Origin of the sequence: Streptomyces monomycini (assembly GCF_022271435.1) — a bacterium.
Taxonomy (GTDB): Bacteria; Actinomycetota; Actinomycetes; order Streptomycetales; family Streptomycetaceae; genus Streptomyces; species Streptomyces monomycini.
Genome location: NZ_JAFIQY010000001.1, coordinates 64,090 through 83,801 on the forward strand (window position 1 = coordinate 64,090; position 19,712 = coordinate 83,801).

The following is a 19,712-nucleotide window of genomic DNA, read 5'->3' on the forward strand; positions in this document are numbered from 1 at the left end:
TTGACCCCAAACGTCACGCCGGAGGCACGCACGCGGAGACACCGGAAGGACGGAGGTGGCGGAAATGATGAGGACGACGGGAAGGCGGCGACGTGACACCGCGCCTCCAGGACGCCGGCTTTTGAGGGGCGGCTCAGCTCCGGGAAGGGCGGCGTCCGCTGCGTCGCGGGCGGGGGTCGGCCCCGTCGAGGAGGGCGAGCCGCCGCTCCTCCCCGTTCTCCTCCGTCTGCACCACGATCTTCCGCAGCAGGTCGGCCAGCGTCTTGCACTCCTCGTCGGTCAGCCGCTCGGAGACGAAGACCTCCTCCGCGTTGAAGGCGGGGAAGACCTCGGCCATCAGCCGCTCACCCTGGTCCGTCAGCCGCAGCAGCACCAGGCGCCCGTCGGAGGGGTGACTGTTGCGTTCGAGGAGGCCACGGCTCTGCAGCGTGCGGCACACCCCCGTCAGGGTGCCCTTGGAGATGCCGGCCTCCGCCGCCACGTGGCGGGTCTCCGTCTCGCCCCAGATCCATACGACCCACAGCACGACGAACGAGGTCCAGGACAGCTCGGCGCCCCGCAGCACGGAGTTCTCGAAGTGCTGCCGCACGGCCGCGGCGGCGCGGTAGATGTTCGCCACTGCGACCATCTGGACGTGCCGGATCGGCGTGTCGCCCAGCTTGGCCTGTACGGCCTTCTCGGTCTCCCGGATGGAACGGTGCTCCGTCACGTCGTGTTCTCCCGCGTCTCTCGCCGTTGCCGGCAATCCCCTGCCGAGTTCCGTGCGCCCCCGTAAGACCGTTGCCGTTCGCGATCCTTACGGACTCAAACGATAACCCGCCCCGTCCTGGCCCATCCGCCCTCACCCGGAAGCATTCTTCCGGAGACGCTCCTTACGAAGCTCTCTCACGGGAGCGTTCCTGCGACATCCCGTCAGCGCCCTTGGAACCGCTTGCTCCCCGCACCCGGCACACCGTTGCACTGCCCTCCAGCAAAAGGGAGTTCCGCATGACCCGGCCTGCCGCACCAGCCCAGAACGATCAGCTCACCCGACCCGGTCAGCCCGATCAGTCCGAACTACCCGAACGGCCCGACCGGCCCGACCGGCCTGATCAGCCCGACCAGCCCGACCAGCCCGACCAGCCCGTCCTGCTTGTGGCCGGGGCCAGCAGCGGGATCGGTGCGGCCGTCGCCGCGCGCGGTACGGACGGAGGTGCCCGCGTCGCCGTGTGCGCCCGGCGCGCCGGTGCGCTGCGCGGGGTCGCGGACGCGTGCGGCGCCACACCTTACGTCACCGACCTGACCGTACGCGGCGAGGTCGAGGAACTGGTCGCGGCCGTGGTGCGGGACCACGGCCGTCTGGACGGCGTGGTCGCCAACGCCGGAACGATACGCCCCGGTAGCCTGCTGGAACTCAGCGACGAGGACTGGGACGTCACGCTGCGCACCAACCTCACCTCCGTCTTCCTGCTCGCCCGCGCGACCCTGCCCCACCTGGCGGCCGCGGGGGGCGCGTTCGTCACCGTGGGCTCCGTCGCCGGGTTGCGCGCGGCCGCGGGCGCGGGCGCGTACGCCGCGTCCAAGGCGGGGGCCGGCATGCTGACGAGCGTCATCGCCGCGGAGTTCGGGCCGTACGGAGTACGGGCCAACACGGTGTGCCCCGGCTGGACGCGCACGGAGATGGCCGACGAGGAGATGCGGGAGTTCGCCGGCGGGCTTTCCCTGGACGCGGCGTACGCGCAGGCCACGGCGCTGGTGCCGCAGCGGCGCGCGGCGGCGGCCGAGGAGGTCGCGGATGCCGTGCTGTGGCTCCTCGGGCCTGGGGCGTCGTACGTCAACGGGGCGACGCTGACCGTGGACGGCGGGTTGACCTCGGTCGACGCAGGGCGGGTGCCGTTCGACTTCGACGTGACACCGCGGTGACTGCGTACCGCGGACGTTCCCGGCCGCCGGCCTTCCCGTGACTCCGCGAGCCCGGGCGCGTACCGCTACGCGCTCGCGCCCCGCTCCAGCACGGTCCCGCCGTTCCAGCACACCCCCACCTGCCGGTAGTAAGCCCCGATCGGCTCCGCGACGGCGAGGGTCGCCAGCTCCTCCGTGGGCGACGCGAACAGGTCCAGCTCCGCATCCGCCGCCCACGCCTGGCCCCCCTCGAAGGAAGCGGCTCCGCTCTCGACCAGCTCGTCCAGGGCGAGTCCAGTTCCGTCGATCGAGGGCAGCACGCGGTGGTGCGCCATCGGGTGGCCGTTCACGAAGCCGCCCGTCGCCGACGGCTCGCGCAGGGTGGCGACCACCTGGGCCAGCCGCCGGTCCCCCGCCGCGAGCGTCGCGCCGAAGACGGCGCCGGGTCGGATACGGGGTGCGGGGCCGTACGGGTGCGGCCTGGTCATGTGGATGGAACCGAGCTTCTTCGGGTAACCCTGGTGGATCCCGCGGGCGAGGGCGAAGTCCTTGTCGACCCAGATGTGGACGCAGCGCGAGTACGTACGGCCGCGGTAGCCGCAGCGTACGACCGCGAAGCACTCCTTGTACTGGCTGCGCACCGGGTCGAGCAGTTCCTCCTTCCCCGCGCCGCAGGACTGCCAGTCCGCCCAGATCAGCGCGACGGCCCCCGGGTCCTCGTCCGCGGCGACGAGCGGCTCGGGGAGAAGTTCGCGGACCCGGGCGGGATCGGTACGGTACTCGACGGTGAGCAGGTCGCCCGAGTAGTACCAGGGCGGGGGCGGGATCAGTGCGGCCCGGCCCGTGGCGGTCCTGGGCGGGAAGAAGCCCCGGACGGTCGGCACGGCCGATGTGGCCGATGCAGTGGGCTCAGTCGGCACAGTGGCTCCTCGGGTCGCCCTGCATGTCGTTTGGGTCCGTACGGTATGCCTTCACTCCCCGGTTGTCACGAGCGCGCCGGACCGGCCACCGATACCCCACCCCCTCTTGCGCGCCCCCACCCCTCTCCATATGGTTCGACCCCAAACGACATCCCGAGTGAGCCCGAGCACAGTCCCCGCAGGAAGGCTGGACAGGGTGAGCGAACAGAGCCCGGCACTCAGCGACCAGGCCCGGCAGGCCGTCGCGGCGCTGCGAGCGCAGGACATCGACGTGGTACGCGTCGTCTACCCCGACCTGCTCGGCGCCGACCGCGCCCGCGACATCCTCGTCAGTCACCTGCCGGCCGCCGTGCACCACGGCCTGGCGTTCTGCCGCGCGGTCTACCACACCAGCCCGCAGAGTGACACCGTTCCCATGCCAGGGGGCCTGTCGGCGGGAATGCCGGACATCTCGGTCCGGCCCGACCTGGACACCCTGCACAGACTCCCCTGGGAGCCCGGCGTCGCCTGGTGCCTGGGCGAGGCCCTGGACCCGGCGACCGGGCGCCCGGCCCCCGAATCCCCGCGCGACCTGCTGCGCCGCGTACTGGACCGGATCGGCGCGGAACTGCACCCGGTGGTCGGCCCCGAGCTGGAGTACTACCTGTGTGAACGGGACGAGAGCACTGTCAACGGCTGGTCGCCCTACGGGCGGGCGCCCGGCAACGTCTACAGCGCGGGGCTGCGCGGTGACCCCGACGGCCATCTGCTGCGCACGCTGAGGCACTTGAAGGAACTGGAGATCGGCGCGACGGCCGGGAACCGCGAGTTCGGCAGCGGTCAGTTCGAGATCAACCTCGACCATTCTGCGGCGCTCGACGCCGCCGACCGCGCGTTCCGCTTCAAGGCGGCCGTCAAGGAGATCGCCCGCACGGAAGGACGGCTGGCCACGTTCATGGCCAGACCCTTCAACGAGGAGGGCGGCTCCGGCTTCCACCTGCACCTGTCGATGGTGGACGCGGACGGGCGCAACGTCTTCGAAGGCCACGACGAGAGCGACCCGCACGGCCTGTCCACCGCCGCGCGGCACGCGACCGCCGGCGTCCTCGCCCACGCGCCGGCGCTCACCGCGCTGCTGAACCCGACCGTCAACTCCTACAAGCGCTTCGGCCCGCACAGTCTCGCCCCGTGGCTGATCGACTGGGGACTGGACAACCGCAGCGCGATGGTGCGCATACCGCCCGAGCGTGGCGGCGGAACCCGCCTGGAGCTGCGCCTCGGTGACGCCACGGCCAACCCCTACCTGGCCGTCGCGGGCGCGATCGCCGCCGTGGGACTCGGCCTGCGGGAGAAGCGTGAGCCACCGGAACCGCTGGAAGGCTACGGCTACCGGGAAGACACCGCGGCGCGGTTGCCGGGCACACTCGCCGAGGCGCTGGACGCGCTGGAGGGCGACACGGAACTGACGGAAATGCTGGGTGCCGACTTCACCCTCTCCTTCCTCACGTACAAGCGCAACGAGGTCGAGCGGTTCCAGCAGTACGTCACTGACTGGGAGTTCAAGGAATACGCCTTTCTCCTGTAACGACACCCTCCCGCACCGGGTTCCTTCCCGTGCTCTCCTCCTCGCCTTCTTCGCAAGGACAGCCCCCATGACCACCTCCTCGACCGCCTCCACCGCTTCCCCGGCACCCGAACCCACACCCGAACCCACACCCGAACCCGAGCCCGCATCCGAGTCCGCACCCGAATCCGCCTCCCACCCGCTGCCCCTGGACGCAGTCGACCTCACCGACCACGACAACTTCACCGACGGCGACCTGTGCTGGCGGATGTTCGACACCCTGCGTCGCGAGGACCCCGTCCACTGGCAGCCGGAGGCCGCGCCCGGCAGCGGCTTCTGGGCCCTCACCCGGCACGCCGACATCGTGCGCGCCGGCCGCGACCCCGAGACGTTCACCTCCACCCGGTTCACCAACCTCGAAGAGGTCGACGAGCAGCACCGGGCGGCCCGCCGCTCCCTCCTGGAGACCGACGGACCGCGCCACCGGGCCATGCGCAGGCTGTTGCAGCAGCAGTTCACTCCGCGGGCAGTCGCCACGTACGAGGTGTTCCTGCGCGGGCTGACCGCGCGGACGCTCGACGCGGCGCTCGCCAAGGGCCGCTTCGACTTCGTCCAGGAGGTCGCGGCCGACTTTCCGATCAACGTCCTCGCCCGCATGCTCGACGTCCCCGAGCACGACACCCGACGGCTGATCGACTGGGGCAATCGCATCATCGGCAACACCGACCCGGACTACGCGGACGTACTGCTCGGCACCGAGGAGAGCGAGCTCTACCGCGATCTGCCCTTCCGCAGCCCCGCCGCGCTGGAGGTCTTCGCGTACGGGCGGGAGCTGGCGGCGCGGCGCCGGGGCGCCGGCGGTGACGACCTGGTGAGCCGGCTCGTCAACCAGTCGCCGTCGGACGGGGTGCCGCTGTCCGCGCGCGACTTCGACAACTACTTCCTGCTGCTGGTCGTCGCGGGCAACGAAACCACCCGGCACGCCATCGCGCACACCATGCTCGCCCTGATCAACCATCCGGAACAGCGCGAGAAACTGCGCCAGGACCCGACCTTGATGCCGGGCGCCGTCGAGGAGTTCCTGCGCTGGTCCTCCCCCGTCCACCACTTCCGACGCACCGCCACACGCGACACCGAGCTGGGCGGCCGGCGGATGGCGGAAGGCGAGAAGGTGGTTCTCTGGTTCGCCTCCGGCAACCGCGACGAGACGGTCTTCGACGCCCCGTACCGTTTCGACGTCACCCGCACCGTCAACGACCACCTCACCTTCGGCAAGGGCGGCCCGCACTTCTGTCTGGGCAGCTCGCTGGCCCGCCTGGAGCTGCGTGTCATGTTCGAGGAACTCCTGCCCCGCCTGTCCGACATCCGCCTCACCGCCCGGCCCCGGTACGTCCGCTCCAACTTCGTCCACGGCCTGAAGACGCTGCCGGTCGAGATCACCCCGGCGTGATCGTGTACGGACGAAAGTTCGCGCCGCAGGACGACGGGCGGGAATCAGGAAAACCCTGCCGGGCTCCCGCCGCGGTCGACAGGATGAGGGCATGGGTCATGAGGACGTGAGGCGGGGCCGGATGTGGCCGATCGTGGTGCGGCATCCGGAGGATCCGGTGGAGGCGGTCATGGAGGCCGACGCGCTCGACGCCAAGCTGGAGACCGCGGCGATACTGGTGCGGGGCCCCCTGTTCGGGGTGGTCGCGCAGGACGCCGGGCAGGCACCGCGGTGGCGGGTGGTCGTCGCGGTGGACGCCGGCTGCCCGCAGCAGGCCCGGGACAGCCTCAACTCGTTGCTGTGGCACCGGGCGAAGGACGAAGCCCGGGACCGGGAGGAGCGGCGGGCCCTGCTGGCGGCGGTCGCCCGGCTGGAGAGCGAATGCGTCGACGAACTCACCGTCCTCACGACCCGCTATCGGATCGTCCGAGCGGAGGAGTACGCGGGGACGGGGCCGGACGGCATCGAGCAGCCCCGCCCGACCGACCCCGAGCCCACCGCGCCCGACTGGAGCCGCAGTGCCAGGAACCCGATCGACGGTGGACTGGTGCTGGACCCAAAGGCGCCGGTCACGCCCACCCAGGCCGCGGAACGCCTGATGCTGCGCGGCCTGGCGTACAGCGGCGCCCGGTTCCCCGGGGACGTGCGAAGTGACTCCCGCAAGGCGCTGGAGACCCATCCCGACGTGATGTTGCTGCCCACGGCCTTCCGGGTCGTGGAGAAGAACGACCCGGGGTGGGAATCGAGCAGTGGCCTGCACGCCAGCGCGCACGCGGCCCGCAGGTCGCTGGACTTCGCCCTGACGTGGCTGCAGCCGCGGCTGAAGGGGCTCATCCCGTGGGAAGCCGGCAACATGAGCGCCGACGCCCGTACGGTGGCCGCCGAGGGCACCGACCCTGCCGCCGGGGCCCTGGCCGAGTACGTCCGGGCCGCCGACCGGCTCCGGGCCGAACGCGTCAACCAGGTCGAGGCCCGGGGCACCGTCCACCGGATCTGCCGTGCCCGGCGGCTGCTGCGCTGGGGCCCGGACGGGCCGGAGGGGGCTCGCCCGTCCGACACCAACAGCCATGATCCGGAGCGTATGCACCCCCGTATGGACGAGAACGGCACCATCCACCACGACCAGGAGGACGACGCCCCCTGAGCGTGTGCCGCCCGGGACGGGACACGCCTCGGCCACGCGTCCCGTCCGGACGGCCGCCTGCGGCGGGAGCCGGGCGGTCCGGTGCCGGCTACCCCCACGTCCGGGCCTTCATCAGGAGGTGACCGTGGAGCAGGGCCAGGTCGGGGTGGCACAGGCCGCCGTCCCGGGTGGCGAGGTAGAAGGTGTTGATGGGCGGGATCTCGGGCTCCAGCAGTTTGACGACCTCGCCGTGCCGGAGCGCGTCGGCTGCCAGGTAGGTGGGCAGCACGGAGATCCCGGCGGAGGCCTTGACCGCTGCCAGTACCCCCCGCAGGTCCGGGATGACGACGGAGGGGGCCGCGGTGGGGCGGATCCCGAAGACGGTGAGCCAGTACCGGCGGATGATCGGCAGCGACTCGGCGTATGCGATCAGCGGGTACTTGTCGAGGACGGCCGCCGGGCCCTCCTTCATGATCTGCCCGGTCGGGACGCCGTCGGCCAGTTCGGGGGAGGCGAGCATCGCGAACTCCTCGTCGACCAGCGTCGTGGCGCTGATGCCGCGCAGCCGGGGCCGGACGGTCGACAGGACGAGGTCGTAGTCACCGCTCGTCAGGCGGTCCAGGAGGTCGTCGGCGAGACCGAAGCGGAAGTTGATCCGCAGGCCGTCGCTGATCAGATCGCTGACCGCCGGCACGACGCGGGAAGTGATCAGCTCGGCCGGCCCGCCGACGCACAGCGGACGGCCGTCGGAACCGCCGCCGAAGTGCCGCTCGACCACGCCCCCGAGGGCGTCGACCGGCCCCTGCACGTCGCGGATCAGCAGATCGGCGGCGCAGGTCGGGACGACGCCCTGGGGAACGCGTTCGAAGAGCACCTTGCCGAACGTACGTTCAAGATTGCGGACCTGATGAGTGACGGTCGGCTGCGAAAGCTCCAGACTCTGCGCCGCCTTGGTGAAGGAACCGAGACGGTAAACGGTCACGAACGTCCTGAGCCAGCTCAGTTGCACGACCATGCTCAGCGCCCCCCGCGCTCGCGCTGCTGATGCCTTCGTCCCCCGGAGCGGATTCGGCAGATGACTGGAACGGCCTTGCTGCGTGGCGGTACGTGGTGTGCGAGGACGCCAGGCTGGGCGTTGGGGGGCTGCCTGGAGCCTCGCAGCAATGGTGCGGCACAAGGGGCGGCCGCGTCGGCGACGGACGGGAAGTCGGTGCGCAGGGCGACGAATATACGTCTATGGGACTACCTCCGCGTGCCCGGGAGCATGAGAAGCGGTCGTACCCGTACGGACCACTGTGACGACGGTGAGGGCGGACACCGAGGTCAGGAGGAGGCGGCCGCCAGCTGCTCCAGCACCAGCTCGGCGACCCGCACGGCCGACGCCGGGTTCTGGCCGGTGACCAGTCGCTGGTCGGCGACGGCGTGCTCGGTGAAGTTCCCGGCCTTGGTGATCTTCGCGCCGCGTTCGGCGAGCTTGCTCTCCAGCAGGTAGGGCACCACGTCGGTGAGGCCGACGGCGGCCTCCTCCTCGTTGGTGAAGGTCGAGACCTGCTTACCGTCCACCAGGTACGAACCGTCACCGAGGCGGACATTGACCAGTCCGGCCGGGCCGTGGCAGACGGCCGCGACGACACCGCCCTGCTCGTAGACCCCGGCGGCCAGCTCGGCCAGCTCCGCCGAATCGGCGAGGTCCCACATGGCGCCGTGGCCGCCCGCGTAGAAGATGACGTCGTAGTCGGCAGCCGACAGATCGCCGGGAGCCGCGGTGGTGGACAGGGCGGTCTCGATCCTCGGGTCGGCGAGGAAGTCGGCCTGCACCTGGTCCCCGGGGTCGAAGCCGTCCTGCGGCGGGGCACCGCCCTGCACGGACACGAAGTCGATGTCGTGTCCCGCCTCGCGGAAAACGGCGGCGGGATGCGCCACTTCAGGGATGTAGAAACCGGTCTTCCGGCCGGTGTCGCCGAGGTCGCCATGGCTGGTGAGCGCGAACAGTACCTTCTTGGTCATGACATTTTCTCCGGTTGACGAGAGGTTACGGATGAGCCGGCGAACGCGTCCGGCTCGCATCCGTTCGAATGTAGGCATCGGGGCAACCCGGTCGCCAATAGCGTGGCGTATGCCTCCCATAGGGAGGTGCATGAGGGGCGTTGACATGCGCTGAGGTGCACTGAGGTGTGCTGCGGCTGGGCGGGGCGGTCCCCCGCGGACATCAAAGAAATGGGCGGACGCGGCGCGGGGTACACATTCTTCGAGGTGCACATTCTTCGGGACATCAGGACTTCGCTCGGGTATGGACCATGAGCCGTTGGAAAGCGGCCATCGGATATGTCCCAAGGAGCGACAACTCCGGTGGAGCTGCCCGATTACGGTCTACGGTCACCGCTCCGGATGCTTCAGGAGCAATTCGGCCATGCGGTCCCCGAGCCCGGCGGACGACTGCGGATTCTGTCCGGTGACCAGTCGCCCGCTGACCACCACGTGCGGCGACCGGTCGGGAGCGGCGGAGAAGCTCGCACCGTCCTCCTCCAGCGCGGTCTGCAGCGGGAACGGTACGACGTCGGCCAGTCCGCGCATGGTCTCGGACGCGTTCGAGAACGCTGTCAGTTCGTGGCCGTCCACCAGGTGGCTGCCGTCCGAGAGCGTCAGGCCGACGAGCGCTGCCGGGCCGTGGCAGATCGCCGCGAGGACCCCGCCGGACTCGTACACCTGCCGGCCGATGGCGTGCAGTACCGGGTGTCCCCGGAAGTCCCACATCGTGCCGTGCCCGCCGACGAAGAACACACCCGCGTAGGCACCCGGGTCCGCCTCCTCCGGCCGCAGCGTCCGGGAGAGCCGGCCGCCGCCGTCCGGGTCCGCCAGGAAGGCCCGCTGGGCGGGATCAGCGGGATCGTGGCCGACGACCGGTGGCCGGCCGCCCCGTACGGAGACGAAGTCCACGGTGTGGCCGTCGGCACGCAGCCGGTGCCAGGGGACGGCGGTCTCCCCCAGGTGGAATCCCGTGGGAGAGCCGGTACGACCGAGGACATCGTGACTGGTGAGGACGAACAGCACTTTTCTCGCAGCATTAATGGTCGGCATTACGGGCATGACGAACTCCGGGTGAAGACGGCCACGGTGAGACCCGCGGCGAGGGTGGCGAGGACGAGGACGGTCAGCATGGGCCGGTAGCCGAGCTGCGCGGCGGCGAGCTGCCCGGTCGACGCGCCGACGAACAGGACGAAGGTGTTGACCGCGCCCGCTGTCCCGCGCGCATGCGGCGCGAGTTCGTGGAGCAGCCCGACGAGCCCCGGCACGATCAGACTCGTGCCGGCCACGAAGATCACGCTGACACCGATCAGCACCCCGGTCAGGGCAGCGGCCTGCGCCAGCAAGGCCAGCAGCAGTCCGGCCGCCGCCGTCAGGTACCCGGCGACGGCGAGCGTACGGGGTCCCTTGGCGCCGAACCGCCGGTTCACCAACGGCCCCGCCAGCAACCCCACCGCCCCGACCGCCTGCACCAGCAGCAACTGGTCCGCGTCGAGCCCGGACGTCTCCCGCAACTCCCGTTCCAGAACCGCGTAGAAGGCGACGAAGCTCCCGAACACGGCCAGCGCGGATCCGAACACCGCCGCCGGCCCTCTCGTACGGATGAGCGCCGTCGCCGCCTTGGCGACCTCGCGGACCGACACCGCCGAGCCCGCCGAACCTGACGAGCCCGGTGGCAGCAGCCGCCACAAGACCGCGGCGGCCGTCGCGTACCCGATCGCCGCGGGCCAGAACGCCGCCCGCCAGTCGGCGTGCTCCGCCATCAGCTGGCCGAACACCTGCCCGGTGATGCCCGCACCCAGCAGGCCGGTCGTGAGGAGGGAGAGTGCGACCGGCCGTCGGGCGGCAGGTGCCCGTTCGGTCACGTGGGCGAGCGCGGCGGGCGCGAAGGTCGCGGCCGCGAATCCTTGCAGAACACGGCCGGTCAGGAACCAGCCGAAGTCCGGGGCGGCGGCGACCAGCGCGGTGATCACGGCGGTGGCCAGGGCGCCGATCGCGAGTACGGGCCGCCGCCCGACCCGGTCGGACAGGGGCCCGAAGACCAGAAAACCGATGGCGTAGGCGAAGGAGAACGCGGCGCCGGTCCAGGCGGCGGACGCGGCGTCGATGCCGTAGGCGGTCTGGACGCGGCCGGCGATCGGGATGGCGAGGTAGAGCTGTGCGGGGATGGCGAAGGCCATCGCGACCAGTAAGGCGAGCTGAACGGAGAATCCGGGCCGTCTGCGGTGACGGGGAGTGGGTCCGGTGGGGCGAGTGGTGGTGGCGGTGGGCATGCGGGTCCTCTGGTCCTCTGGTCCTCTGGTCCTCTGGTCCTCTGGTCCTCTGGTCCTCTGGTCCTCTGGTCCTCTGGGGAGAGCCGAGCGGTTGGGTAGCTGGGCGGCTGGGCGGCTGGGCGGCTGGGCGGCTGGGCGGCTGGGCGGCTGGAGTCGAACGTGCGAGGCGGCATACCGCGCAACGAGCCGTACGGGGCCGCGCCGGAAACGGAGCGCGGCCCCCGGCTGTCTCACCGGCCTGGAGCCGCCCTCTTGGCCGGCACCCCTGTGGCGCAGGGCCTCACAAGTCGTTCACCAGGGCGCCGATCTCATCCAACTCCAGCCCCTCGACCCCGTACCGGGCCGCTTCCGACCGATGCTCGGGCGTCTGATATCCCCACTGCGCCCATCGGGCCCGGACTCCCACCGCCGCCACCTTCCGTACGTTGGACAGGTTGTCGTCCACGAACGTCACGGCGTCCAGCGGCACACCCCGCCGCGCGCACGCTTCCTGGATGGCCGCTGCCTTGTGACGGCACTCTCCGAAGACCTCGGCCACGGTCTGCTCCAGGCCGTTCCGCCTCAGGATGGAGCGGACCGAGGGCTCGTCCTTCGCCGTCACGATGACCACCGCCCCGGCCTGCCGCAGCAGCTCCGGCACGCCGGGATACAGCGTGTGCAGGCCGAGCCAGAAGTCCGGCTCCGCCGCCCGGAACCACTCCCGGGCCTCGGACGCCGCCGCCGTGAACCACTCGACACGCTCCCCCGGCAGCGAGCCGAAGAGCTGGTCGAACTCCGCCTGCGAGGTGATGCCGTCGGCCTCGGGCAGATGAGCCACCAGGAAGTGGTCCAGCAGCTGCGAGTAGTCCCGCACGGTGTGGAACCGCTCGGTGAACACCCCGGGCAGCTGCTCCAGCTGCCCGGGGCCGGCCACGGTCCGGTTGTGCGGGCGTTCCCCGAGCCAGGTGACGAGGGCGCATTCGTCCAGGGCGTCACAGATGACCCCGTCGAAGTCGAGCGCCAGCAGGCCCGTACGGGTGCCGGCGCGGCCGGGACGGTACGGGTCCGTCCCGACGGCGGTGTGGCGCTCCATCAGGCGCTGTCCTTCTCCGCGATCTTCCGCGCGGTCTCGAACACGGCACGCATGAACGCTCCCATGTAGCCGTAGTACGAGCACGTGATGATGTTGCCGTCCACGATGACGTCGCTGTCGACCACCTCGGCGCCCGCGTTGACCACGTCGTCGCGCAACCCGATGTACGCGCAGGCCTTCCGGTTCCGCAGCACCCCGGCGCTCACCATGATCCATGGCCCGTGACACAGCCCCGCGACCACCTTGCCCGCCTCGGCCATGCCCGCCACGAAGTCCAGCACGCTACGGACCTGTCGCACCCGGTCCGGCGCCTCGTGACCGCCGGTGAGGATCACGGCGTCGTACAGGTCCACCGACAGGTCCTCGTACGCGATGAGCGGCCGCGCCGTCTTGTCCATCGGCAGCGGCACACCGTACTTGCCGGTCGTCGGGTCGCCGTTCTTCGTGGCGATGTCGACGTGCCAGCCCTCTTCGAGAAGGCGGTAGTAGGTGAAGACGACGTCATGGTCCTGGAAACCCTGACCGGTGATGATGACAGCACTTTGCGACATTGCGACTCCCCCGTGAATCTGACGTTCTCGCTGCTGGCTGCTTCCGCTTACTTCGTTGCTTTTTGTTTCTTCGCCACTCGCTTCCGCGTCAGGCGGTCCGGGCCCGTGCGGTCGCGACGCTGACGCTCAGATACTGCATGTCGGTGCGCACCCGGCCGGTGTCCTCCGGGCGTCCGGTCAGAATCTCCAGGTCCGCGTAGACGGCACCGGACGCACAGAGCGGAATGTGGAACAGGTCCTCCGCCCGCCGCCTGTAGAACACGTCCATGCCGGTCCGCAGTTCGAACCGGAACCGCCCGTCCGGGGTGCGCGCGCGCATCCGCGTGTGCGGAAAGGACAGGACCTTCCGCATCGGGTGCTTCGACGCGTCGAGCGAGTTCGTCTCGTACGCCGTCCCGGCCCGGTTGTAGTCGTCCCTCAGCCGCATCAGGTCGAACTTGTTCCGCGGAGACTCGACCTCGATCAGCTCCAGCGGCTCGTCCCCTGCGTTCCGCGTTCCGTGGAACGCTCCGGGTGCGATCCGCACGATGCTGCCCTGCCGGAGCGGAATGGAGGTGCCGTCCAGTCCCGTCGTCACACCCTGGCCGCCCAGACAGAGCAGGTAGGTGAGCTTGCGCGGGTGCAGATGGATCGACGTGCTGTGCGGGGCGTCGATGTGCAGTGCCCAGCAGTCGAAGAGCTCGTCCACGTAGGCCCGGTACTCGTAGCCCCAGGGCTTCGGAATCACCTCGTCGAGGTGCGAGTCCTCGTCGAACTGCTCGTTCCCGAAGCGGGCTCCGCCGCGCAGCAGCCGCTTGAGTTCGGTGATGTCCGCGGGCCCCGCATCCAGACGGACGAGCCGGTCCTGTCCGTCATCGGGTGAGTTCTGAACGATGGTTGTCGCAGGCGTGATCGCCATGTTTTTCTTTCCCCCGTTTGCATGTCGCCAATTACCGAAAACCCCACCTGAGGGCTGCACGGCAATCTCAGCGTCTCAACTGAACCAGTGACCGCAGCAGAGGTCAAATAGGAACTTCTGTCGGGGGCCATGAAGATATCTTGTTGACGGGAATCTGAGGTTCCCACACCCGCCGCCAGCAGGGGCCCATAACCAAAACGCCCGAGCCACACCGGCCGTCGAGCGACCAAGTGGCCAAGTGGCCAAGTGGCCAAAATTATCGCACCATCAACGACTACTCATCCGACCCAATCACCGAAAGGCAAGAAAAACCGCCTCCTCGCCTGACAACACCGCTGGTCACGCCCTGTCGTCCCCGCGCGTGCGGGGTAGCCCCCCGTGCGACGGGCCGGCATGAGGCTCGCCGCGTACCCCTGGTCACATACGCGAGTTCGATTCTGTTGCAGGGGATCCCGCCCTGACGAGGCACGGCACCCCCGGAACAGCGAGTCCCCGGGCAGTGGAATCAGTGCCGTCCCGAGGTGCACGGTGCTGACGGAACGGCGCCACGCCGTCCTGGAAGATCTTTCTCCGGAGACCCCGCAGGTCACCAATTCGCCTCGGCAAAAGATCTTCACCGGGGCGTGCAGTAACGATTTCTCGAACGCCGGGCGCGGCTAGGGTTGGGGCTCCCTTTCGTCTCGTGGAGGTGCCCGGACGGTGCCCGACAGCTTTGTTCACCTGCACAATCACACCGAATATTCCATGCTCGACGGCGCACAGAAACTCAAACCCATGTTCGCCGAAGTCGCACGCCAGTCGATGCCCGCCGTCGCGATGAGCGATCACGGGAACATGTTCGGCGCCTACGAGTTCCACCAGGTGTCCAAAGGCTTCGACGACGTCAAACCGATCATCGGCATCGAGGCCTATGTCGCCCCCTCCTTCCGCCGCCACCGTAAACAGGAATTCTGGGGCCCTGGCGGGCAGCGCGCCATGTCGGACGACGGCGAGGGCTCGAAAGACGTCTCCGGCGGCGGCCGGTTCACCCATATGACGATGTGGGCCCGGAACGTGCAGGGCCTGCGCAATCTCTTCTACCTGTCCACCGAGGCCAGTTACAGCGGGCAATTCCCGGCCGGCAAACCCCGTATGGACATGGAGCTGATCGGCGAGCACGCCGAGGGCATCATCGCGACGACCGGCTGCCCCTCCGGCGCGATCCAGACCCGGCTGCGGCTGAACCAGTACGCCGAGGCCCGCGAGGTCGCCGCCGCCTATCAGGACATCTTCGGCCGCGAGAACTACTTCCTGGAGCTGATGGACCACGGCCTGTCCATCGAACGGGACGTCCGGAACGGGCTGCTGCGCCTGGCCGAGGACCTGAGCATCCCCCTGCTGGCCACCAACGACGCGCACTACATCCACGAGGACCAGGCGGACGCGCACGACAACCTGCTGTGCATCGGCGTCGGAAAGAACAAGGCCGACGAGAAACGCTTCAGGTTCCAGGGCGGCGGCTACTACCTGAAGACCGCGCAGGAGATGCGCGCCCTGTTCTCCGAACTTCCCGCGGCCTGCGACAACACCCTGTTGATCGCGGAACGCATCGAGTCGTACAACGAGGTCTTCGACTACGTCGACGAGATGCCGCAATACCCCGACGTGCCCGAGGGGGAAACCCAGGAGTCGTGGCTGCGCACGGAAGTATTGAAGGGCCTCACCACGCGCTACGGCGACCCCGTTCCCGCCGAGGTCATGGAGCGCTTCGAGACCGAGATGACGGTCATCGGGCCCATGGGTTTCTCCAGCTACTTCCTCGTCGTCGCGGACATCTGCAAATACGCGCGCGACAACGGTGTGCCGGTCGGCCCGGGCCGCGGTTCGGCCACCGGTTCCCTCGTCGCCTATGCCACCCGTATCACCGAGCTGTGCCCCCTGGAGCACGGCCTGCTGTTCGAACGATTTCTGAACCCCGAGCGCATCAACCCGCCCGACGTCGACCTCGACTTCGACGACCGCCAGCGCGACAAGATGGTGCGCTACGTCACCGAGAAGTACGGCGACGCGTACACCGCCATGGTGAACACGTTCGGCAAGATCAAGGCCAAGAACGCGATCAAGGACTCCTCGCGCATCCTCGGCTATCCGTTCAGCCACGGCGAACGGATCACCAAAGCGCTGCCCCCGGACATCATGGGCAAGTCCATTCCCTTGGACGGCATCTTCGACCCCGGGCACCCGCGGTACGGCGAGGCCGGCGAGATCCGGCAGATGTACGAGAACGAGCCGGACGTCAAGAAGGTCATCGACACGGCCAAAGGCGTGGAGGGCCTGACGCGCGGCACCGGCGTGCACGCGGCCGCGGTGATTCTCTCCAAGACCAAGCTGACGGACCGTATCCCGCTGCACATGCGCGCCGCGGACGGTGTGAAGATCACCGGCTTCGACTATCCGTCCTGCGAGGCCATGGGCCTGGTCAAGATGGACTTCCTGGGGCTGCGCAACCTGGGCGTCATCGACCACGCCCTGCAGAACATCCGGGAGAACCGCGGCACCAAGCTGGCCACCGTCGACCCGATGGACGGTGACCCGGAGAAGGTCGTCATCCCCCTCGACGACGAGAGGACCTTCGAACTGCTCGGCCGCGGCGACACCTTCGGCGTCTTCCAGCTCGACGGCGGCGGCATGCGCGCCCTGCTGAAACTGATGGAACCCTCACGATTCGAGGACATCGCGGCGGCCCTCGCCCTGTACCGGCCCGGCCCGATGGCCGCCAACGCGCACACCAACTACGCGCTGCGGCAGAACGGCAAGCAGGATCCGGACCCGATCCATCCTGAGCTGAAGGAGATCCTCGACCCGATCCTGGGCTCCACCCACCATCTGCTCATCTTCCAGGAGCAGATCATGGCCATCGCCCGGACCCTCGCCGGATACACCCTCGGCGGCGCCGACATGCTGCGCCGCGCGATGGGAAAGAAGAAGCCGGAAGTGCTGGCGGCGGAGTGGGAGAAGTTCCACGCCGGCATGCGGACGAACGGCTACTCCGAGGAGGCCGTCAAGGCCATCTGGGACGTCATGCTCCCGTTCTCCGGATACGCGTTCAACAAGTCCCACACCGCCGGGTACGGTCTGGTCTCCTACTGGACCGCCTACCTCAAGGCGAACTACCCGGCCGAATACATGGCCGCGCTGCTGACGTCCGTCGGAGACGACAAGGACAAGGCGGGCATCTACCTGGCCGACGCGCGCAAGCTGGGCGTCACCGTCATGCCGCCCGACGTCAACGAGTCCGTCGCGGAGTTCGCGGCCATCGGCGACGACGTACGCTTCGGCCTCCGGTCGGTACGCAATGTCGGCGACAACGTCATCGAAACCATCATCGCGGCCCGTAAGACCAAGGGAAAGTTCGCCTCCTTCGCCGATTTCCTCGACAAGGCCGAACTGCCCGCGCTCAACAAGCGGGCGGTCGAGTCCCTCATCAAGGCCGGCGCCTTCGACTCCCTCGGCCACACCCGCAAAGGCCTGACCGCCGCGCACGAACCGGCCATCGACGCGGTCGTGCCACTGAAGAAGGCCGCCGCGTACGGGCAGGACGACCTGTTCGCCGGGATCGGGGGCACCGAAGACGGCGAGGCGTCCGGATTCGGCCTCGACGTGAAGATCGACGAGAGTGAATGGCCACGGAAACAGCTGCTCTCCACCGAGCGGGAAATGCTCGGGATGTATGTCTCGGCGCACCCGCTGGACGGCACCGAGCACATCCTTTCCGCGAACCGGGACACCACCATTCCCGAACTGGTGGCTTCCGGCCGCACCGAAGGCGTGGTGCGCCTTTCCGGACTGATCACCAGCGTCCAGCCGAAGACGACCAAGCAGGGCAACGCCTGGGCGATCGTCAACCTGGCCGACCGGGACGGCACCATCGAGGTCCTGTTCTTCCCCGCCACCTACCAGCTCGTGGTGGGCGCCCTGGTCGAGGACAGCGTGGTGTCGGTCCAGGGCCGCATCAACGACCGTGACGGCACGGTCAGCATCTTCGGGCAGGAGCTGAACGTACTCGACATCACCTCGGCGGAACGCACCGGAGCCGCACCCGTGCAGCTCAGCCTGCCCTACCACCGCGTCAACGAGCCCACCCTCAAGGAACTCAAGCGCATCATGGGGGCACACCCCGGGGACAACCCCGTCCACCTCGCGGTGCGCGGAGTGCAGAAGACGATCGTCTACCAGCTCCACACCATGGTGAATCCGGCCACGCTCGCCTCCGACATCAAGGGCTCCTTCGGCCCGGACGCGTGGCAAGGCGTGGTGTGAGCGGAGCGGACCGCGCAGATGAAGAGATTCATCCGCGGTTCGACCACCCCCCTCCGTGCGCGAGCGGCTCCTGAGAAGTATGGCGGCGGAGTACGGCGTGCCACGCCTGCCAGGTGGCCTCGCGGCTGCCGAAGGGCGCGTAGTCGATCTTCAGGACGGTGAAAAGGGGTGCGACCAGAGCGAGAAACGTCGGTTCGGCCATACAGGAGGGGCCTCGCGCCCGGCAGAGTTCCGTCTCCACGGTGGGAGCGCTCGCGCCTACGTGGATCCAGAGGCCGCCCGCACGGCTGACTCGCGCCATCGCCGCGACGAAGCGCCGCCGGTCCGTCATCCGCGGCGGGGCATGCAGCACGCCCCGCTCCAGTGCGACCGGAACATGTCGTACCGGAGGTCGCCAACCAGGACCTGATGCGGCTGGACGGCAGCCGCCTGCTCAGCGCCGAGCCCCTGGCCCCGGCCCTCGCCGCCGGAGGGGCCCGATGAGCCCGCCCGGCGCCCGACCCTGCGCGCCGGTGGCCCTGTCCCTGTGGCGGGAACGCGACCCGGCGGCCAGGGACATCCCGGGGGTGTACGCCGGCGCCCTCGACCTGCTCGGCGATCAGGTCGAGGGCGCCGTGGCGGACCTTGCCGCCCGTCACGTCCAGTTCGCCCGGCTGCCCCGGACCGTCGATCTCACCAATCGCGACGGCGCCGCCGCGGTGACGGCCCTCGTCGCCGTACGCGAACTCACCGCCTTCGCCATCGCCGTCGCCGTCGCCGTCGCCGTCGCCGTCGACTGGACGTTGCGCCTGCCCGGTACCGGTGCCGACGCTGGTACCGGTACGAGTACCAGCACACCGGGCGGCTGGCAGCCACTCAGCCACCTCCACCCACCCACCGCCGTGTTCCGTGCCGGCTCCAGCGACCCCAGCCACGGCACCACCGTCCAGTGGCGCGCCTCTTTCCACGCCGCCAAGTGCGGCTACCGCCACGGCCCCGGTTTTCATCGAGGTCCGTGACCGCCGCAGCGGCTCGTTCAAGCGCCTCGTCATCCGCACGCACCAGCACGACCAGCTGATCCAGGCCCTGCTGCGCGGCGTGCCGGAATCCGGCGTGCCCTCTTCGGTCTTCTCCGGTGCGGAGTCGGATCGCGGGAAGCTGGTGGGCGGGGTGTTCCTGGAGTGGTACACGGCTCTCGCGGTCGCCGCCATAGGCATCTCCCTGTTTCCCGTCCTCAAGCCGTACGGGAAACACCTGTCGACGGGATATCTCGTGCTCCGGGTGACGGAGGGCGCGGCCATTCTCGCGGTGGGAATCCATTTCCTGGCGAGCCGGCACCGATTCGAGGACCACGACCTGCTCGTCCACGCCCTGTCCGGCACCGCCGGACTCGTCCCGTCCTGCCTGCCGCAGCGCTCCGGGCTGATCGCCAAGTGGCTGTCGCTGCTGGGGCCGGCGGGCTACGCCGCTCTCCTGGCAGGAGTCGTGGCCGATGCGCTGGGAGCGGCCGACCTAGGTTCCGGTGCCGGAAGCGCGTTCCTCGTGCCCGGCGGCCTGTTCGAGATCATGTTCCCGCTGTTGTTGACCTTCAGGGGGGCGCACTCCCGAACCGGGCCCCCGCGCGCGGGTACGGGGGCGCGTGCTGAGCACCCAGGCGCT

At 69.5% G+C, this 19,712-nt stretch carries 16 protein-coding genes and 1 pseudogene; 7 read left to right on the forward strand and 10 right to left on the reverse strand.

The window, feature by feature from the left end:
• Positions 1-133: 133 nt before the first annotated feature.
• Complete coding sequence (locus JXZ78_RS00325; protein ID WP_030019726.1) at positions 134-709, reverse strand: MarR family winged helix-turn-helix transcriptional regulator; 576 nt, start codon at positions 707-709, stop codon at positions 134-136.
• A gap of 278 nt (positions 710-987) precedes the next feature.
• Between JXZ78_RS00325 and JXZ78_RS00330 the strand changes: the two genes are divergently transcribed.
• Positions 988-1,902, forward strand: a complete 915-nt coding sequence (locus JXZ78_RS00330) for an SDR family NAD(P)-dependent oxidoreductase (RefSeq protein WP_078624187.1) — start codon at positions 988-990, stop codon at positions 1,900-1,902.
• 65 nt (positions 1,903-1,967) lie between these two features.
• Here JXZ78_RS00330 and JXZ78_RS00335 read toward each other — a convergent pair whose 3' ends face one another.
• A complete protein-coding gene (locus tag JXZ78_RS00335) occupies positions 1,968-2,765 on the reverse strand; it encodes an acetoacetate decarboxylase family protein (protein ID WP_030019728.1) in 798 nt (265 codons plus the stop codon).
• Positions 2,766-2,997: 232 nt separating this feature from the next.
• Here JXZ78_RS00335 and JXZ78_RS00340 point away from each other — a divergent pair, with 232 nt between their 5' ends.
• From JXZ78_RS00340 to JXZ78_RS00350, 3 genes are all read left to right on the forward strand, one after another.
• On the forward strand, positions 2,998-4,365 hold the full coding sequence (locus tag JXZ78_RS00340) for a glutamine synthetase family protein (RefSeq protein ID WP_030019729.1): 1,368 nt from the start codon (positions 2,998-3,000) through the stop codon (positions 4,363-4,365).
• Between the two features lie 67 nt (positions 4,366-4,432).
• A complete protein-coding gene (locus JXZ78_RS00345) occupies positions 4,433-5,794 on the forward strand; it encodes a cytochrome P450 (protein WP_078624189.1) in 1,362 nt (453 codons plus the stop codon).
• Between the two features lie 91 nt (positions 5,795-5,885).
• Entirely contained in the window at positions 5,886-6,977 is a 1,092-nt protein-coding gene (locus JXZ78_RS00350) for a DUF5954 family protein (RefSeq protein WP_050502390.1), read from the forward strand.
• A gap of 88 nt (positions 6,978-7,065) precedes the next feature.
• Here JXZ78_RS00350 and JXZ78_RS00355 read toward each other — a convergent pair whose 3' ends face one another.
• The 7 genes from JXZ78_RS00355 to JXZ78_RS00385 form a co-directional block, all read right to left on the reverse strand.
• Positions 7,066-7,971, reverse strand: a complete 906-nt coding sequence (locus tag JXZ78_RS00355; RefSeq protein ID WP_030019732.1) for a LysR family transcriptional regulator — start codon at positions 7,969-7,971, stop codon at positions 7,066-7,068.
• 308 nt (positions 7,972-8,279) lie between these two features.
• Positions 8,280-8,963, reverse strand: a complete 684-nt coding sequence (locus JXZ78_RS00360; protein ID WP_030019733.1) for a type 1 glutamine amidotransferase domain-containing protein — start codon at positions 8,961-8,963, stop codon at positions 8,280-8,282.
• Positions 8,964-9,332: 369 nt separating this feature from the next.
• Complete coding sequence (locus JXZ78_RS00365) at positions 9,333-10,034, reverse strand: type 1 glutamine amidotransferase domain-containing protein (RefSeq protein WP_030019734.1); 702 nt, start codon at positions 10,032-10,034, stop codon at positions 9,333-9,335.
• A complete protein-coding gene (locus tag JXZ78_RS00370) occupies positions 10,034-11,254 on the reverse strand; it encodes an MFS transporter (protein WP_078624190.1) in 1,221 nt (406 codons plus the stop codon). The genes JXZ78_RS00365 and JXZ78_RS00370 overlap by 1 nt, the downstream gene beginning before the upstream one ends.
• A 280-nt stretch (positions 11,255-11,534) precedes the next feature.
• On the reverse strand, positions 11,535-12,326 hold the full coding sequence (locus JXZ78_RS00375; RefSeq protein ID WP_050502391.1) for an HAD family hydrolase: 792 nt from the start codon (positions 12,324-12,326) through the stop codon (positions 11,535-11,537).
• On the reverse strand, positions 12,326-12,877 hold the full coding sequence (locus JXZ78_RS00380) for a type 1 glutamine amidotransferase domain-containing protein (protein ID WP_030019737.1): 552 nt from the start codon (positions 12,875-12,877) through the stop codon (positions 12,326-12,328). The genes JXZ78_RS00375 and JXZ78_RS00380 overlap by 1 nt, the downstream gene beginning before the upstream one ends.
• An 88-nt stretch (positions 12,878-12,965) precedes the next feature.
• Positions 12,966-13,775, reverse strand: a complete 810-nt coding sequence (locus tag JXZ78_RS00385) for a cupin domain-containing protein (protein ID WP_033037513.1) — start codon at positions 13,773-13,775, stop codon at positions 12,966-12,968.
• Positions 13,776-14,474: 699 nt separating this feature from the next.
• Between JXZ78_RS00385 and dnaE the strand changes: the two genes are divergently transcribed.
• Positions 14,475-18,074, forward strand: a complete 3,600-nt coding sequence (dnaE, locus tag JXZ78_RS00390; RefSeq protein WP_238782582.1) for a DNA polymerase III subunit alpha — start codon at positions 14,475-14,477, stop codon at positions 18,072-18,074.
• A gap of 28 nt (positions 18,075-18,102) precedes the next feature.
• On the opposite strand, the gene JXZ78_RS00395 is transcribed toward dnaE, so the two are convergent.
• The gene (locus JXZ78_RS00395; protein ID WP_167745415.1) at positions 18,103-18,276 is read right to left on the reverse strand and encodes a hypothetical protein; all 174 of its coding nucleotides are present in this window, start codon (positions 18,274-18,276) and stop codon (positions 18,103-18,105) included.
• Between the two features lie 277 nt (positions 18,277-18,553).
• Between JXZ78_RS00395 and JXZ78_RS00400 the strand changes: the two genes are divergently transcribed.
• Both JXZ78_RS00400 and JXZ78_RS40955 read left to right on the forward strand, forming a co-directional pair.
• Positions 18,554-19,072 (forward strand): DUF5825 family protein, encoded by a 519-nt coding sequence (locus JXZ78_RS00400; RefSeq protein WP_238782583.1) that lies wholly within the window; start codon positions 18,554-18,556, stop codon positions 19,070-19,072.
• Positions 18,963-19,373 (forward strand): annotated as a pseudogene (locus tag JXZ78_RS40955) (DUF5825 family protein); the annotation flags it as partial. The gene JXZ78_RS00400 and the pseudogene JXZ78_RS40955, both read left to right, overlap by 110 nt.
• Positions 19,374-19,712: the final 339 nt, after the last annotated feature.